Origin of the sequence: Mesorhizobium abyssinicae (assembly GCF_049887195.1) — a bacterium.
GTDB classification, from domain to species: Bacteria; Pseudomonadota; Alphaproteobacteria; order Rhizobiales; family Rhizobiaceae; genus Mesorhizobium; species Mesorhizobium abyssinicae.
Genome location: NZ_JARAKC010000024.1, coordinates 21,066 through 35,831, shown reverse-complemented (window position 1 = coordinate 35,831; position 14,766 = coordinate 21,066). Strand labels below are relative to the sequence as shown.

At 60.2% G+C, this 14,766-nt stretch carries 15 protein-coding genes and 1 pseudogene; 7 read left to right on the top strand and 9 right to left on the bottom strand.

The annotated features are described in order from the left end of the window. Positions 1 to 63: 63 nt before the first annotated feature. From nadC to PU724_RS29100, 4 genes are all read right to left on the bottom strand, one after another. Positions 64 to 918, bottom strand: coding sequence for a carboxylating nicotinate-nucleotide diphosphorylase (gene nadC / locus PU724_RS29115; protein ID WP_354425160.1), 855 nt, complete (start codon positions 916 to 918; stop codon positions 64 to 66). Further along, positions 918 to 2,459, bottom strand: coding sequence for an L-aspartate oxidase (locus tag PU724_RS29110; RefSeq protein WP_354425162.1), 1,542 nt, complete (start codon positions 2,457 to 2,459; stop codon positions 918 to 920). The genes nadC and PU724_RS29110 overlap by 1 nt, the downstream gene beginning before the upstream one ends. Next, positions 2,456 to 3,430: a quinolinate synthase NadA gene (gene nadA, locus PU724_RS29105; protein WP_354425164.1), complete on the bottom strand. Its 975-nt coding sequence runs from the start codon at positions 3,428 to 3,430 to the stop codon at positions 2,456 to 2,458. The genes PU724_RS29110 and nadA overlap by 4 nt, the downstream gene beginning before the upstream one ends. Positions 3,431 to 3,494: 64 nt before the next feature. Then, positions 3,495 to 4,463, bottom strand: coding sequence for an NUDIX hydrolase (locus tag PU724_RS29100; protein ID WP_354425166.1), 969 nt, complete (start codon positions 4,461 to 4,463; stop codon positions 3,495 to 3,497). Positions 4,464 to 4,595: 132 nt separating this feature from the next. Here PU724_RS29100 and PU724_RS29095 point away from each other — a divergent pair. After that, positions 4,596 to 4,824 (top strand): annotated as a pseudogene (locus tag PU724_RS29095) (3-methyl-2-oxobutanoate hydroxymethyltransferase); the annotation flags it as partial. 283 nt (positions 4,825 to 5,107) lie between these two features. Here PU724_RS29095 and PU724_RS29090 read toward each other — a convergent pair. Continuing rightward, the gene (locus tag PU724_RS29090; RefSeq protein ID WP_354425168.1) at positions 5,108 to 6,289 is read right to left on the bottom strand and encodes an ATP-binding protein; all 1,182 of its coding nucleotides are present in this window, start codon (positions 6,287 to 6,289) and stop codon (positions 5,108 to 5,110) included. Positions 6,290 to 6,613: 324 nt separating this feature from the next. On the opposite strand from PU724_RS29090, the gene PU724_RS29085 reads away from it, so the two are divergent. Together PU724_RS29085 and PU724_RS29080 are read left to right on the top strand one after the other, a co-directional pair. Then, positions 6,614 to 6,829, top strand: coding sequence for a DNA -binding domain-containing protein (locus PU724_RS29085; protein ID WP_354425170.1), 216 nt, complete (start codon positions 6,614 to 6,616; stop codon positions 6,827 to 6,829). A 242-nt stretch (positions 6,830 to 7,071) separates the two neighbouring features. Beyond that, positions 7,072 to 8,046: a hypothetical protein gene (locus PU724_RS29080; RefSeq protein WP_354425172.1), complete on the top strand. Its 975-nt coding sequence runs from the start codon at positions 7,072 to 7,074 to the stop codon at positions 8,044 to 8,046. A gap of 395 nt (positions 8,047 to 8,441) precedes the next feature. On the opposite strand, the gene PU724_RS29075 is transcribed toward PU724_RS29080, so the two are convergent. Then, on the bottom strand, positions 8,442 to 8,693 hold the full coding sequence (locus PU724_RS29075) for a helix-turn-helix domain-containing protein (RefSeq protein ID WP_354425174.1): 252 nt from the start codon (positions 8,691 to 8,693) through the stop codon (positions 8,442 to 8,444). Positions 8,694 to 9,108: 415 nt separating this feature from the next. On the opposite strand from PU724_RS29075, the gene PU724_RS29070 reads away from it, so the two are divergent. Next, positions 9,109 to 9,357, top strand: coding sequence for a DUF6074 family protein (locus tag PU724_RS29070; RefSeq protein WP_354425176.1), 249 nt, complete (start codon positions 9,109 to 9,111; stop codon positions 9,355 to 9,357). Between the two features lie 605 nt (positions 9,358 to 9,962). On the opposite strand, the gene PU724_RS29065 is transcribed toward PU724_RS29070, so the two are convergent. Next, a complete protein-coding gene (locus PU724_RS29065; protein ID WP_354425178.1) occupies positions 9,963 to 10,115 on the bottom strand; it encodes a hypothetical protein in 153 nt (50 codons plus the stop codon). 11 nt (positions 10,116 to 10,126) lie between these two features. Beyond that, positions 10,127 to 10,516, bottom strand: a complete 390-nt coding sequence (locus PU724_RS29060; protein WP_426213721.1) for a hypothetical protein — start codon at positions 10,514 to 10,516, stop codon at positions 10,127 to 10,129. Positions 10,517 to 11,006: 490 nt separating this feature from the next. Here PU724_RS29060 and queC point away from each other — a divergent pair, with 490 nt between their 5' ends. The 3 genes from queC to queE are packed head-to-tail and all read left to right on the top strand — an operon-like array spanning position 11,007 to position 12,792. Then, complete coding sequence (gene queC / locus PU724_RS29055; RefSeq protein ID WP_354425181.1) at positions 11,007 to 11,705, top strand: 7-cyano-7-deazaguanine synthase QueC; 699 nt, start codon at positions 11,007 to 11,009, stop codon at positions 11,703 to 11,705. Further along, complete coding sequence (gene queD, locus PU724_RS29050) at positions 11,705 to 12,061, top strand: 6-carboxytetrahydropterin synthase QueD (protein WP_354425183.1); 357 nt, start codon at positions 11,705 to 11,707, stop codon at positions 12,059 to 12,061. The genes queC and queD overlap by 1 nt, the downstream gene beginning before the upstream one ends. Next, positions 12,058 to 12,792 carry a 7-carboxy-7-deazaguanine synthase QueE gene (gene queE, locus PU724_RS29045; protein WP_354425185.1) on the top strand — a complete coding sequence of 245 codons (735 nt, stop codon included), beginning with the start codon at positions 12,058 to 12,060 and terminating at the stop codon, positions 12,790 to 12,792. The genes queD and queE overlap by 4 nt, the downstream gene beginning before the upstream one ends. A gap of 517 nt (positions 12,793 to 13,309) precedes the next feature. On the opposite strand, the gene hemN is transcribed toward queE, so the two are convergent. Further along, positions 13,310 to 14,659, bottom strand: coding sequence for an oxygen-independent coproporphyrinogen III oxidase (gene hemN / locus PU724_RS29040; protein WP_354425187.1), 1,350 nt, complete (start codon positions 14,657 to 14,659; stop codon positions 13,310 to 13,312). Positions 14,660 to 14,766: the final 107 nt, after the last annotated feature.

The window sequence follows — 14,766 nt, the reverse complement described above, 5'->3', positions numbered from 1 at the left end:
TAGCTCTTCGCGTTGTCCTGGCGCTTCGAATGACTGTCGATCCCCGACCGTTTCGTTGGCGGATCACGGCGCGTAACAGTCCAGTCCGATGTCGAGAATTGGCGCGCTGTGGGTCAACCAGCCGACGGAGAGAAGATCGATGCCAGTGGCCGCGATGGCTGGCGCCGTCGTGGCTGTGATCCGCCCTGACGCTTCCGTGATCGCCCGGCCGGCAACCATGGTTACCGCATGGCGAAGCTCATCGAGCGACATGTTGTCGAGCAGGACAGCGTCTGGGACAAGCGAGAGGGCTTCTTCCAACTGGACTAGCGTGTCGACCTCGACTTCGATTTTGACGAGGTGGCCGACGCTCTCTCGCGCACGTTTGATGGCGGAGCGGATGCCGCCGGCAGCCGCGATGTGATTGTCCTTGATCAGGACGGCGTCGTCGAGGCCGAAGCGGTGATTGGCGCCGCCGCCAGCGCGCACGGCGTACTTTTCGACAGCCCGCAACCCGGGCGTCGTCTTGCGGGTGCAGATGATCTTGGCGCGGTGCTCGCAAACCGCTGCGACAATCGATGCGGTTGCCGTGGCAATGCCACTCAAATGGCATAGGAAATTCAGCGCCGTCCTTTCCGCAGTGAGAATAGCCCAGGTCGGGCCAGTCACTGATGCAATTATCTCCCCTTGCGCAACTTTGCTGCCGTCTGCTCGGTTCACGTCTATCTTGATATTTTGGTCGATCAACCTGAACGCGAGCCTCACCACATCGAGCCCGGCGACGACCCCGGGCTGGCGTGCGGCCAGCACGGTCGTGGCGTGATGGTACTTTGCTACGGTCGCCTCGGTGGTGAGGTCACCGGCTCTGCCTAGGTCTTCCAGAAGGGCTGACCGAACCAGCGGCTCGAGCATGATTGCGGGAAGTGGTGACAGGTTCATCAGCTGGCGCTTTCCAGAGTTGGCGAGTGCGCCAGTTCCTGAGCCGCGGCGAGGGCGGCTTCGAGGGTGATCTCGGAACGACGCGCAACAGCCGCATGATGGGGAAAGTCCTCGCGGTAATGAGCGCCGCGGCTCTCTCGGCGCCGCAAGGCCGAAATTGCAAGCATCAGACCGACAGCCGCCGGATCCGATGCCGCGTCCTTGCGTTCAGCGAGCGGCAACAACGCCCGTGCGGCTGCTTTCAAACCTTCGCCATTGCGCACGATACCGAGTGCGCGCGACACGAAAGGACGCGCGGGTACCGGATTGAGCGATGGGTGGTCCTCCGCGAACACTGGCTTTGTTCTGCGAGCAGGCGTTCCCGCCACGCTTTCAGCGACCCAGCGCGCGCATACAACGGCCTCGGTCAAGGAATTGCTGGCGAGCCTGTTGGCGCCGTGCAGTCCGGTCGAGGCGGCCTCGCCACAGGCCCACAACCCCTTGACCGACGTCCTGCCCGAGCCGTCCACAGCGACGCCACCCATGTGATAGTGCTGGGCGGGACGAATGGGAATGAGATCGCGCACGGGATCAATGCCGAATCCACGACAGGCAGATGCGATTGTCGGGAAGTGTCGAACAAATTCCGGGCCAGGCCGTTGGCGCGCGTCGAGGAAGACCTGATGGCCACCTGCCAGATGGCTCCAGACCGCGCGTGCCAGGACGTCACGGGGCGCGAGTTCGGCGCCCGGCACGCCATCGAGGAAGCGACAGCCTGTCTCGTCGATCAGGGTGGCACCTTCGCCGCGGACAGCCTCGCTGACCAGTGCCATGGGGCGTTCGGGGCCCTCAAGCGCGGTCGGGTGGAACTGGATGAACTCAAGGTCGGCAAGGACAGCTCCCGCGCGGGCCGCCAGTGCCAGGCCCTGTCCGCAACTGCCCGAAGGATTGGTGGTGTCGAGAAATAGCCCGCCGATCCCACCGGTGGCAAGGACGACCCGCTGTGAGCCGAAGAAGACAGGTCCTAGCGTACAGCTCGCCCAGACGCCTCGGATCGCATTCTGCCTGACCGCCAGTCGGCGCGCTTCCACGCCCTCCACGACAACGATCGAGGGAGTGGAGCGCACAGCCGAAATCAGTGCGCGCATGATCTCACGCCCGCTGCCGTCGCCATGAGCATGAACGATGCGACGCCGGCTGTGTGCGGCCTCCAATCCGAGGCACAGGGATCCTTTTAGCGTACGGTCGAAGCAAACCCCAAAGCGCGCAAGCCCCTCGATCGCGCTAGGCGCGGCCTGAAGGATGCGGCTCGCCACATCCATGTCGCAAAGCCCGTCGCCGGCGGCGAGTGTATCAGCCAGGTGCAGTGTCGGATGGTCATCTTGGCCGAAACTCGCAGCAAGCCCCCCCTGAGCCGAGGCACTCGAAGTGTCGGCTCCCAACAGGGTTCTGGACAAAAGAAGCACCGGCTCCGGCGCCAATTGAAGCGCGGTCATCAAGCCGGCGATTCCGCCGCCGATGATGATGGGCCGCCCGAAGTAGCTGCGGACATCGACGCTCAAATCGCCAGCATCCGTTCGACTGCAAGCCGCGCACGCCCGGCGATCCCCGGCTCGATGGTCACGACATGATGGTTCTGCTCGAGCGCCATGCGGATGTTGGCAAGCGTGATCCGCTTCATGTGCGGGCACAAATTGCAGGGCCGGATGAACTCGACATCTGGGTGCGCTAACGCGACGTTGTCACTCATCGAGCATTCCGTCATCAGCACGACGCTTGGCGGCTTTTGCCGTTCGACATAGTCGGACATGGCTGCGGTCGAGCCGGAAAAATCGGCTTCGGCCACAACGCCGGGCGGGCATTCGGGATGGGCCAGCACCGTCACGCCGGGATGGTTTTCGCGCAACTCGCGGATATCGGCGGGCGTAAAGCGCTCATGCACCTCGCAATGGCCTTTCCAGGCGATGATCTCGACGTCGGTCTGTGCGGCGACATTGTGGGCCAGATATTCGTCCGGCAACATAATCACCCGGGGGACGCCAAGGGATTCGACGACCGCCTTGGCGTTGCCCGATGTACAGCAGATGTCCGATTCGGCTTTCACTTCGGCCGACGTGTTGACATAGGTGACGATCGGCACGCCGGGATAACGCTGGCGCATCAAGCGCACGTCTTGTGCCGTGATCGAATCAGCCAGCGAGCAACCGGCGCCGAGATCCGGAATGAGCACGATCTTGTCCGGATTAAGGAGCTTGGCCGTTTCGGCCATGAAATGCACGCCGGCCAGCACGATGACTTGTGCCTCGACCGTCATAGCCTTGCGGGCCAGCGCTAAGCTGTCGCCGACGATGTCGGCAATGCAGTGGAAGATCTCCGGTGTTTGATAGTTGTGGGCCAAGATGACGGCATTACGCTCGCGTTTGAGCGTCAGAATGGCCTCGATGTCATCGCTGAAAGCCGCCCATTCCCCCGGCGGGATGACGCGCCAGACGCGCCGATACAGAGACGCGGCCGAAGGTAATGCCCCGCTCATCGGCGCCTCCGATTATAATCTGTTTGACTATAAGGGCTATATATCTTTGTTGACTATAAGCATGTCAACCCCGAGCGACCGGTAATTTTGTGCCGACTATCGCCGTTTCGTCGAGGACCGCGTGCCGGAAGCGATAGAGCCTTGCCGGTCGCCCGCCCGTGTCGACAGAAGTCTCGCCAGTCTCCTCGACCAGCTCCTGCTGCTCTATGAGGCGACGAAAGTTCGGCTTGTTGATTAGCCTGCCGGCGAGCGCTTCGACGGTTCGTTGCAGCTGTAGCAGCGTGAAAGACTGGGGCATCAGCTCAAAGACGACCGGCCGGTATTTGATCTTGGAGCGCAGTCTCGCAATGCCCGTCGCCACGATGCGCCGATGATCGGCGACCATGGACTTGCTGGGCACCAGCGAGGCCCTCGTCGGGTCGCGCCCGCTCCCGGCCTCTTGGACCAAGCCTGCTTCGTAGACCAACTCATAGCGTTGAAGCGTGAGTTCCTCGTTCCAATTGCGGTCGTCGAAGCCGAACGCCATCGCCGCCCGTTGCCGACGTTCGCGTCGCGTGGCCGCGTCGCCCACGCTGTTTGCCCATTCAATCAGGCGCGGTCGCAGGACGTCCAGCACCACCGGCGGCGTGCCGGAGCGGTGATCCTCCCATGGAAAATATTCATACCAGCTTCGCCAGCCGCACTTGGGCGAGCCCGTTGCCTGTTCCTTGCGAGTCAGTGCGAGATAGCTGATGGAGATGGCGCGCTGCCGACGCTCGGCGCCGACGCGGTCCCGATCAGCGAAGGTGTAGAGCTGCTCAATATAGCCCAGCGGATGGCCGGTCTGCTGCTCAACCCAGCCCCTCAACCCGGACTGCAGCGATCGGTGCTCAAGCGCAAATGGTCCGGAAGGCAGAGTGTCCGCCTGCCCGATGGTGAGGACACAGGGTTCACCGTCGTTTACGGCGACGACAAGGGCGATCAGGTCCACTTTGGCTTCGTCGCCCGTGACGGCGGCTCGGTCTTTGCTGGCTCCTGTTTCTCGATCGTCCATGTTCGCGAAAGTGGTCAGTTGCGGCGCCTGAATCTGCGGCGTCTGAATCGATTTAATTTACGCGCAGCTGTCTGCACGTCAACATCGCGCAGCCGCACGACTTTTTTTAGCCCTTCGCACTTGCACAAAGACATGCCAAACGCGACACCTGCGGGGGGTGACGCAGGGGAAGGAGGCATCTTGAGCACTGCTGGTGGTTCGAAGGCGACACCGCCCGATATTCGGACGCGTAAGGGTGGCGTCCCCGTCGTCTGGCTGACGGCCTCTAACGACGTCGATTGCAAAACTGGTCGACCGACATTGCGACATCGTTCTTGTCGGCGACAGCGTCGGCATGGTGCTGCACGGCGCTCCGCAATCGACCCTTGTGTGCGTCCACTACAGAGGGCGCCTGACGCGACCGGTAGTGTGGCAATCGGTTCTTGGCCGTTCGGCATGGCTGATTGCGCATGCCAACGCGGCACTTGAAGTTCCATGTAGCTGCCCTTCAGTTCGGCATTAGGTAGCTGCCGTCACCAACTTTACCGCAAACCGTTGTCGCTAAACGCGAAACATCGGGATTCCTCCCAGCGATCAATTCCAAGCCACGCTTCTGGCATAAGCGCGCGGCCATGGCTCGGATCTCCATACGACAACTCTGAAAATCACTCACCCGAAAGGCGATGTCGCCTGATGAAATCGGCGAAAAGCGGAACGGTGAAGTCGAGATAGCCGTGATCGGTGCTGTAGATCATCCCCTTAAAGATGATGCTCGCGCGGGCCGGACCAATGGACTTCTGCGTTCGGCCCATCGCCTTCGCGATGTCAGAGACGGGATAGGGGCCGTCGCCGAGGGCCGCCATCGACGTGACGAACTGGACCTCGGCCTTGGTCAGACGATCCAGACGGACGCGGAAGAAGCCGTCGTCCAGGGATTTGATCGTTTCCGTGTAAGATGCTTGGACATCGTTCTCGTTGATCTGCAGGCCCTGGGCGTTGTTCCAGGAGAAGGAGGCGAGTTCCTGGAGAAAGAACGGATAGCCCTTTGTCATGTCGAAGACGGTCGTCAGCGCCTCTTGGGAGATGGTCGCCTTTTGATCGTTGATCGGCTTCTCGATCGCCTTCGAGGCAGCCTCCTTATCGAGTGCGCCGACGGCAGGATAGCTGAAGAGCCGTTCTGCGTAGGATTTCGCGTCGCCGGCAAGACGCGCCACCTGGGGCAATCCTGCGCCAACGAAGACGATGGGCAACCCATCCTGGGACATGCGATGAAGAGCGACGATCAGGCCGGATAGATCTTTTTGCGAAAGATATTGCACTTCGTCGATCAGAAGAACCCAGCCCTTGTTAGCAGCTTGGGCGGCACGACCGATCTGGCCGAATAGATCGGGAAGGTCGTGCTGTATATCACCGCTTTCGGCAAGGCCCGGCTCGGGCGTCGGGTCGACGCCGACATTCACGCCGGCGACCTCTATGTTGAATACGGAGGCGAAGTTGCGCAAACCGCCGAGGGCGCGCGTGGCGAAATGCTTTGCCGCTTCGATGCCGGAAAGCGAACGAGATACCTTGCGCATTTCAGGATAGAGAAGGTTCGCGAGATTGGTTTCTTCGGGAGCCTCGACCTTCGAAACAAGAAGGCCTTCAGCCTCGGCGATCCGGCCGATCTCGCTCAGGAGAACCGTCTTGCCGGTGCCGCGAAGGCCCAAAAGCATGAGCGAACGGGCTGACCGCCCATTGATTGCGCGTCCGCACGAGATCTTGGCGGCTTCAAGGATCGCGTCGCGACCGGCAAGTTCGGGCGGGCGGCTACCTGCGCCGGGTGCAAACGGATTAGCGAACGGATCCATCGGGGTCTCCAGAACAAAGTCTACCAATAGATAGGAAAGTCTAGTGGAAAACGCTAGTCTCTTTTAGAGTTTGATAGATAACGCCGGGCGCCGGAAATCCAAGTACGCTCTGGACCCACTAGCGATCAGCCAGCCGGGAGTCACCCCGGAGCGGCAGACGACGCTCCACCCCTAATGCAGTTCGTCCTCAAGGGACGCTTCGCTCAGGCCCTTGCGGACTGCGCGCGTTGGCACTTGACGGGACGCGCGACGGCGGATCCGGGGATCAGCACAGGTTAACCGGGAGTAGGTGGTGGTTGCTGCCGAATAGGCTTCAGTTCCTCAATGACATTAAGGATAGCGGCCGGCTGGCAGCCGTTTGCTTTCCGCCGGAACCGCGCGGAGGGTGTCTGCGTGCTCCAGGTTTTGGATGGCTCGCTTGCGGCAGCATCCCATCAAGAGATCGCCATTGCCCTGTACGGGCGAGGGCGCGTCCAAAAAGACTGGGCTCACCCGGATGGCCATCTTCGCGATCGGGTGCGTCGCGCCTATCCAACGTAGCCGCCGCCTAACGGGCGGCGGCTATAGACAGTTCCTGATGTAATTAAGGGGACAGCTTCGCAAGGCGTATTCGAAAGCGCGCAGCGATCTAACTGCGTTTGCTGGCGAGGGAAATTGTGCGTTGCACAAAAATTGACGCGCGGCTAGCGTTCTACCGCCGCGGGAATCGGGTTTGGGTAATACGTGACGAAGCACTGAGAACCGATGCTTCGTTGATAGTGCATTCATACCTGAGGATCCTGATGACCGTTACGAATACCGACAAAGCCGGCACTGCAAGCCTCGAGGAAATCGCGCGAAATGGCAGTATGCTACGTCGCATCGCCGTACGCATTCCGACCTATCTTTCGGATATTCGCGAGAACCCAGCGTGGCTGCCGATGTTCGTGCTCGCCCGGACCATGCCGGCACGGAGAATGCACTGGCGTGGTGCACAGCCTATTCGAGCGTCGCGGAAAGCCCAGGACACAATGTTTATCGGCGTCAATCGCCAGGACGTTGTCGACGCGCTGCAGTCGGATGGACTTTTTTCCGGACTCGTTTTGCCGAAATTTATCCATGAGGAAATCGCAGCTTTCGTCCGTTGCACACCTTGCTTTGGCAATTTCGATCGCCGTCTCGAATTCATGCCGACGGATCATGCGGAAGCTGAGGCTCGATTCGGCCGTCCGTTGCTCAGCGGCCACTATTTCGAGCGCATTCTTGGCTGCAAGGCGGCACTCGCCGTCCAAAACGATCCGCTGCTCATGGATATCGCTGCACACTATCTCGGTGGCCAGGCGAAACTGATCACCACGCGTGTTTGGTGGAGCTTCCCCACCGGCCAGGCTTCAGACGCCGACAAGAACATGGCATCGCTCGGCAAATACCACTTCGACCTCGACGACTGGCGAATGTTGAAGTTCTTCTTCTACCTGCTGCCGGTCGACGAGGGCACCGGTCCGCATGTCTATGTCCGCGGCAGCCACAGGCGCCGCGCGCTCAAGCACCAGCTGACGCTTCTCGTCGGCCACCCCGCGGAAGAGATCCTGGACGTCTATGGCGAGCAAAGCCCCGTGACGCTTATCGGAGAGGCGGGGCTTGGCTTCGTCGAGGATCCGTTCGGCTTCCACATGGGCACCGTGCCGGCGCACACGCCGCGGCTGATGATGGAAGTCGGCTTCGGTATTTCGCCACCCTCGCGGCGACGCTTCCACGGCGAGCCGGTTATTCGCTGATTTTCCAAGAAGTCCCGAAACAGCTTTTCCCAGACCGAAGACCACGGCCTCGTAGGCAAATAAGCAATGGCACCATCCGGAACAATCGGCGTCCACGGTCGACGTTTTCCGCCACATGGTGCCATTGCAACTATTTTCATCTGTCTACGCAGTCCACCTCGCGGACGACGCGCCTAGGAGGAACGGCGCCACGGGGCTCAATCATCTGCTAGAAGCTCCGATTTTTCCTCCGCTTTCTGGCGAGCTGACAAAAACCTCTATCCACAGATCGGCTCTTGCTTGAGTTTGTGCTTTGCACCTTGCGTCAAGCTGCAACAATTCGGTCTGGCCCTCCTCGTCGGCGATCCCGAGATCGGGCTGCCAGAGACCGAGATCGGAGGCGCGCAACCAGGCGGTCACGCAGCGCCCAATAGGTCTGCCTCCTCAAGAATTCCCACAGGTAGGGATAACGACCTCACGATGCGGTCCCGATAGCCCTTGTTGTACCTCAGACCCGACTCGATGTTTTGGATTTCCTCGGCGGATAGTCCGCTCGTCACCGCCAGGTCTTCGATCGAATATCCAAGGTGTTCACGAAAAGCGCGAATGATGTGCGTCCCCTCTGACATAGCCATCAAAACCGGCTCGGGAATGCGCGAATTCTTCATAGACACCTCCAAGAGACCAGGGGCGCCCTGATAATTCGGTAGACTTGTCCCCGACTTGGCGCTCCAGCAATTCAATAAACGGCAGTCGGATAGGCCCGGTCGGCCTCGTCCATGGAAAAGGCCACCTGAAATTGGCAGCCAGATCGGGATATTGCCGTTCACTTGGTTCTGATCAAGTCCCTGACTGCCCTAAGATGGCCTGGTCGGCTGTGCCCGACTCACGCCCTATGGCCAGCCGCCCATCATCGCTGATGGCTTTCACTCTCCCTGCCGCTGTGTCCAGTGGCTGTTCGCCGCACCGTCCCCGAGCCCAGCGCACGCTTTATTCCATTGCTGCCCGCCGCCAAGAAACCGCTGTTAACCAGCTTTTTTGGTCGCCAATGCATATTGGCAGACTGAACGGCCGAGGTGATCCATGTGTGATTCAAACATCAGTGCGTTTCCGCTGCATCGGCGGCGAAAATTGGTCGAAGGTATCGCCCGGGTCCTGAAATCCAAAAATGGCGAGGACGCGAATGTCTTCTGGCGCAACACCGCCAAGCAAATTCTCGTTCATCTGTCCGAATCAGGAATTGCACCCATCCTTGCCAAACAGGAAGTCGTGACGCTTCTTCATGCAGTCTTAGACGATATAGCCATGCGGAGTGCAGCGACACTTGCATGATAGCATCAACTCGCGACAAAGGATTGCCGACGGCGCGCTCGGCGATTTTGGCTGGAACTCGCGTGGGCCAGCGAGAGCAGCCCAACATACCAGCCACAATCGGCCGACATGGCCGGTATCGCGTACCGCTGTTACAACAGCACGGCGGGCACCGGGACGCTGCTGGGTTGACTATGGGTGTCGGAACCACGAAAAAGGAGGCGCTCTTCGTGAGTGGCGTGCGCCGGCAGTCTCGCCCCACCCCCCCGCCCAGGCTGCCGGCGCGCTTCTAGGAATGTCGCGGCAGGCCGCGCCTAAACGCCTCCCTGTTCTATTATGCGTTCGATCAGATCCTCGGGCAGGCAGCCGGTGTAGCCGTCGCATGCGCCTCTGCCTGCGAGCGAGGCCTGCACCGAGGAACGCCGATTGCCAGCGGTGCGCTAGTTTTGGTGTTTGGCCATCTGCGATCTCGTGTCGACTCGCCGAGTGAGCTGTGGAAGCTCCTCCTGATTGCAAAAGGGGCAGGGCGGCTTGGTGCCTCTTTGTCGCGATTTTTTCACCGTTGTTCCTTGGCGTCGAATCGGAACATTCGACTTCGGACAAGAAGAGGCGAACGTGATCGATCCTCACGCCTCCAATTCGGCGCGGTAGGCTCCATTCGCGTGAGGGCAAGACGCGGTGCATATACGCTTTGCGAAATCGCCGGAGCCGTTTTCGAGCGTGACAGTCATGCCGGCGATGTCGGCACCAACGCAGATTTCAAAATCGACAAGCTGCATCCAGCCAAATGCTAGCTGACCAGCATATGTCCGGCCTCCCGCAGGGCGCCTAGGAAGAGAGTGGCATGGTGGTCGACATCGATCTTGGCTTGCATCGACAGGGGCATGCTGGTCCAATTCTCCAATGGCGCAATGAAGCTCAAGAAAATTCCACCGACCATGCAATGGCGGATAACAATGCCTTGTCTGTCCAAAGCCAGCACGCCGGTCCGGCCGCTAGGATATCGGACGGCTGCGATCCGCTGGACCGCTGCGTCACCGTCCACCCGGACGTCGAAAAGCAGGATACCACGGCTCCTGGCGGCTATCGCCGCGGCTTTTTCAGTGAAGCTCAAGGAGAGCAAGCGGACGCTTTCGACCGCCATCTGGAAAACCAGCGTATCCAGTTCATCCGCAGCCATGGCGGGTAATTGCGCGCAACACAGGGGTGATTGCAATCGACGCACACGGCTTGTTCACAGATGTCGGCGCACGACCGATCATTGGTTTGGGTTGACGGCCGGCCATTGACGCGCGCGTGCTCCGATTCGAACCAATCTTCGGCGGAAGGCGCAGGATGTTAATGGCGTTGGCTTCCGATCGACGGCCATTAACAAACTCCGTTCCTTCAGTCCTCAAAGCTCGGTTCCACTAGGCGCTGTCATCGCATAGAGAACCTTGTTTCCGAAGTTCTGGGCCTCCTTCAGAGCCAATTTTGGTATGCCTTGGACATGCAATGAAGTGGGCCGGTTCATTAGGTTCGTCTTTCTTGCAGGCTCAGCCCGCCTGAGCACAGCGGTGCGTCAGCGCATCAAACTTCGTCCCCCGTTCACAAACGAGACTCCCTGGGGTACTGGGAGAGCAGAGAAATCTCCGGTCGCAGCCTACCCGGTCAAAACAGGAACCCCAACGATGAAGACTCTCGTCGTCTGCTCCGGCGGATTGGACTCCGTTTCCCTTGCTTACAAGGTGGCAGCGGGGCACAAACTCGCCGGCCTCTTATCTTTCGATTACGGCCAACGGCACAGCAAGGAATTGGGCTTCGCCGCCCTTTGCGCGGAGCGACTAAGCGTTCCGCACCGAATCATCGACATCCGTGAAATCGGCAGCGGCCTCTCCGGTTCCGCGCTGACCGACAATGTCGACGTGCCCGACGGCCATTACGCCGAAGACACGATGAAGGTCACCGTGGTGCCGAACCGGAACGCCATCTTCTTGGCTATCGCCTTCGGCTTCGCCGCCGCGCGCCGCGCTGACACAGTGGCGACGGCCGTGCATGGTGGCGATCATTTCATCTACCCGGACTGCCGGCCAGCCTTCACCGAGGCTTTCCAGATGATGCAAGACCGCGCGCTCGACGGCTACGCGAACATTCGTCTTTATGCGCCTTATGTGAACCTCACGAAGGCGGACATAGTTGACGATGGGGCCCGACACGGCACGCCATTTGCGGAGACCTGGTCCTGCTACAAGGGCGGCGAGCGTCACTGTGGACGATGCGGGACATGTGTCGAGCGGCGCGAGGCGTTTCATCTTTCTGGGCACCCGGACCCCACTGACTACGAGGACGCCGACTTCTGGCTCGACGCATTGCGCAGGAGGAGCGTGTAATGTTCCGCATCACCAAGGAATTCCACTTCTCGGCCTCCCATCAGCTCACGTTCTTGCCGCCTGATCACCAGTGCGCGCGCCTGCACGGGCATAACTACATCGTCGAAGTGGAGCTTTCGGCGGAGGAACTGAACGGGCACGGCTTTGTGCGCGACTATCACGATTTGGCGCCGCTCAAGCGCTATATCGATGAGAACTTTGACCACCGACATCTCAACGACGTGCTGGGACACGAGCAGGTCACGGCCGAATGTCTGGCCAGACATTTTTATGAGTGGTGCAAGGCACGGCTGCCCGAAACCTCGGCTGTGCGGGTGAGCGAAACACCGAAAACATGGGCGGAATGCCGGCCATGACTGATACGCATCCCGCAATCCGCGTTAGTGAGATTTTCGGACCGACCATCCAGGGCGAAGGCGTGCTCATCGGTCTGCCGACGGTCTTCGTCAGAACCGGCGGGTGTGATTATCGCTGTTCCTGGTGCGACAGCTCGCATGCGGTGGACAATCAATTCCGCGATGAATGGAAGATGATGTCCACCGGCGCGGTGTGGCAAAACGTAGTCGCGCTTTCCGGTGGCCGTCCCTTGATGGTGTCGCTATCAGGGGGCAATCCGGCCATCCAGCCTTTCGGTGCGCTCGTCAAGCGAGGCCATGCCGAGGGCTATCGTTTTGCGCTGGAAACCCAAGGTTCTGTGATCAGGGACTGGTTTGCCGACCTTGACGTGCTGATCCTCAGCCCAAAGCCGCCGTCAAGCCAAATGACGACCGATTGGGCCGCTGTCGAGGCGTGCCTCCAGGCGGCCCAGGACAAGCCGCAAATCGTGCTCAAGCTCATTGTTTTCGATGAAAGTGACTATGCCTACGCGAAAGACGCCGCCGCGAGATTTCCGCGACTTCCAATCTATCTGCAACCGGGCAATCACACGCCGCCGCGTCCCGGAAATGAAAATGCGCCTGTCGACCTTGACGGAATAATAAAACGTATGGAGTGGCTGATTGATAGTGTGGCCCGCGACAGATGGTTCGAAGCCCGCGTATTGCCACAGCTGCACGTTATGCTCTGGGGTAACAGAAGAGGCGTCTAGCCAGCGCCCGCTGGGGCAATGGCTTTGGGCATAGGCATGCCAAGACGTCGACTATCAAGATGCCGTCGCAGCTTCCTAAAGAACGTGCGTCGACGGCCTTCCAGCCGCAGCCAGCCAGCGCGTAGCCCCGGAGCGACACTCCGATCCCGACAGTCGGCCCATCTTTCGGTGAAGGGCACGTGCCAGGAATGACTCAGAAGTCCGAATAAGCAAGGCGGGAGAGGTCCTGCGCGTTTCTCGCGTCGCCGCGGTTTTGGCGCCCGCGCGAAGGACGAGCCGAATGAAGCTTCATTGGCAAAGTCCTCGCGAGCGGCCCTCCAGTGCTTTGCGGATCAAGTCGTCCCGCGTGACGAACGGCGGTCGCAGCTTTCTAGCTCGCGTGAACGCCGCTCAGGGACTGGCAAGGCGAAACCCGTCATTGAGGAGAACCGCCAACTGGTACCTGCATCAAATCACCATCAGCCCCATAACACCTGTGATGCGGGAACTGCAAAGCAATCGGATCAAACGCGATGGCTCAGACTGCGGCTGAGTGCCTGGCCGTTCCACGCTCGAAATACTTGTCGAACTTGACCGCAATGCTCCTCACGAAGGGACGGTTTTCCGCCGGCACGACGAAACTGTCGCCTTGGAGTTCAAGCAGTCGAGCAGGATCCTTCAGGGCGATGGAGCTCGCCTGACGAAGGAGCTTCTGGCCGGCTTTCCCGAAGCTCTCCACCAGGTCGATCGCCGAGAAGGCGAAATCGCACATCAGTCGCTCGATGATCCAGCCCCTGACGCGATCGTCGTCGGAAAATGCTATGCCGCGGACGGCGGCCAGCTCCCCGCCTTCCACCCTGCGCCGATATTCGCCAGTCGAAGGCATGTTCTGAACGTAGCCCTGGCGAAACCGGCCGATGGACGAAGGGCCAAGTCCAATCAACGTCTCGCAGCGATCCTCGGTGTAGCCTTGAAAATTGCGATGCAACGCCCCCGCGCGTGCCGCTACCGCCAACGCATCGCCTAGCTTTGCGAAATGGTCGAGCCCGATTGATTCGTACCCCTTGTCCTCGATCGCTCGCGCAGCAAGTCGCGATTGAGCGAATCGCTCCGTGGGGCCGGGGAGCCATGCCTCGTCGATCATCGTCTGATGTTTCTTGAACCAAGGCACGTGAGCGTAGCCGAACAGCGCCATCCTGTCCGGTTCCAGGGTGAGCGCCTGCGCCACGGTGGAACGGACGCTCTCGCTGGTTTGATGCGGCAGGCCGTAGAGCAGATCAAGGTTGACGGAATCTACTCCCCGGGAACGAACGCCATCGACGACTGCCTTTGTCTGCAAAAAACTTTGCTCGCGGTTGATCGCCTTTTGCACTTTCGGATCGAAGTCCTGCACGCCGAGGCTAGCCCGCGTCATACCGATTTCGGCGAGCGCGTCGAGGCGGGCTTCGTCCATTTCGTTAGGATCGATCTCGACGCTAATCTTGGCATCGTCGAGAAAATCAAAATTGTCTCGCAGCGCCGTCCGCAATGTCACCATATGCTGCGGCTTCAGCATGGTCGGCGAACCGCCCCCAAAATGAACTGCGCGAATTCGGCCCTTGCCACTAACAAGGCCGCCAACCGTCGCGATCTCCGCATACAACGAGCGCAGATAAGCGGCTACCGGCTCATAGTGGCGCGTCTGTTTGGTATGGCACGCGCAGAACCAGCAGAGCCTGTCGCAATAGGGAATGTGCAGGTAGATCGATATTTCGCCGCCGCCTTCGAGCGCCTCCAGCCAGCCGCGGTAAACGACAGCATCGATACCCGGATGGAAATGCGGCGCGCTCGGGTAACTGGTATAGCGCGGGACGTTCTCGCAAAGTCTGGCAGCTAGTTCCGGTCGCATGTAGTGGTCCACCTGGTTGCGTCGTCGGGACTGTGGACTCGAAGATGAGCCACAGCCCTGATTTCGGTCAGCCTCCAGCACGACAAACTGCCGCAAGGATTTTTCTA

Excerpts from the sequence above, each read along its gene's own strand:
- PU724_RS29090 (WP_354425168.1), bottom strand. The coding sequence starts at position 6,289 with ATGGATCCGTTCGCTAATCCGTTTGCACCCGGCGCAGGTAGCCGCCCG.
- PU724_RS29065 (WP_354425178.1), bottom strand. The coding sequence starts at position 10,115 with ATGCAGCTTGTCGATTTTGAAATCTGCGTTGGTGCCGACATCGCCGGC.
- hemN (WP_354425187.1), bottom strand. The coding sequence starts at position 14,659 with ATGCGACCGGAACTAGCTGCCAGACTTTGCGAGAACGTCCCGCGCTAT.
- PU724_RS29080 (WP_354425172.1), top strand. The coding sequence starts at position 7,072 with ATGACCGTTACGAATACCGACAAAGCCGGCACTGCAAGCCTCGAGGAA.
- PU724_RS29060 (WP_426213721.1), bottom strand. The coding sequence starts at position 10,516 with ATGGCTGCGGATGAACTGGATACGCTGGTTTTCCAGATGGCGGTCGAA.
- queE (WP_354425185.1), top strand. The coding sequence starts at position 12,058 with ATGACTGATACGCATCCCGCAATCCGCGTTAGTGAGATTTTCGGACCG.
- PU724_RS29100 (WP_354425166.1), bottom strand. The coding sequence starts at position 4,463 with ATGGACGATCGAGAAACAGGAGCCAGCAAAGACCGAGCCGCCGTCACG.
- PU724_RS29070 (WP_354425176.1), top strand. The coding sequence starts at position 9,109 with ATGTGTGATTCAAACATCAGTGCGTTTCCGCTGCATCGGCGGCGAAAA.
- nadA (WP_354425164.1), bottom strand. The coding sequence starts at position 3,430 with ATGAGCGGGGCATTACCTTCGGCCGCGTCTCTGTATCGGCGCGTCTGG.
- nadC (WP_354425160.1), bottom strand. The coding sequence starts at position 918 with ATGAACCTGTCACCACTTCCCGCAATCATGCTCGAGCCGCTGGTTCGG.
- queC (WP_354425181.1), top strand. The coding sequence starts at position 11,007 with ATGAAGACTCTCGTCGTCTGCTCCGGCGGATTGGACTCCGTTTCCCTT.
- PU724_RS29075 (WP_354425174.1), bottom strand. The coding sequence starts at position 8,693 with ATGAAGAATTCGCGCATTCCCGAGCCGGTTTTGATGGCTATGTCAGAG.
- queD (WP_354425183.1), top strand. The coding sequence starts at position 11,705 with ATGTTCCGCATCACCAAGGAATTCCACTTCTCGGCCTCCCATCAGCTC.
- PU724_RS29085 (WP_354425170.1), top strand. The coding sequence starts at position 6,614 with ATGACATTAAGGATAGCGGCCGGCTGGCAGCCGTTTGCTTTCCGCCGG.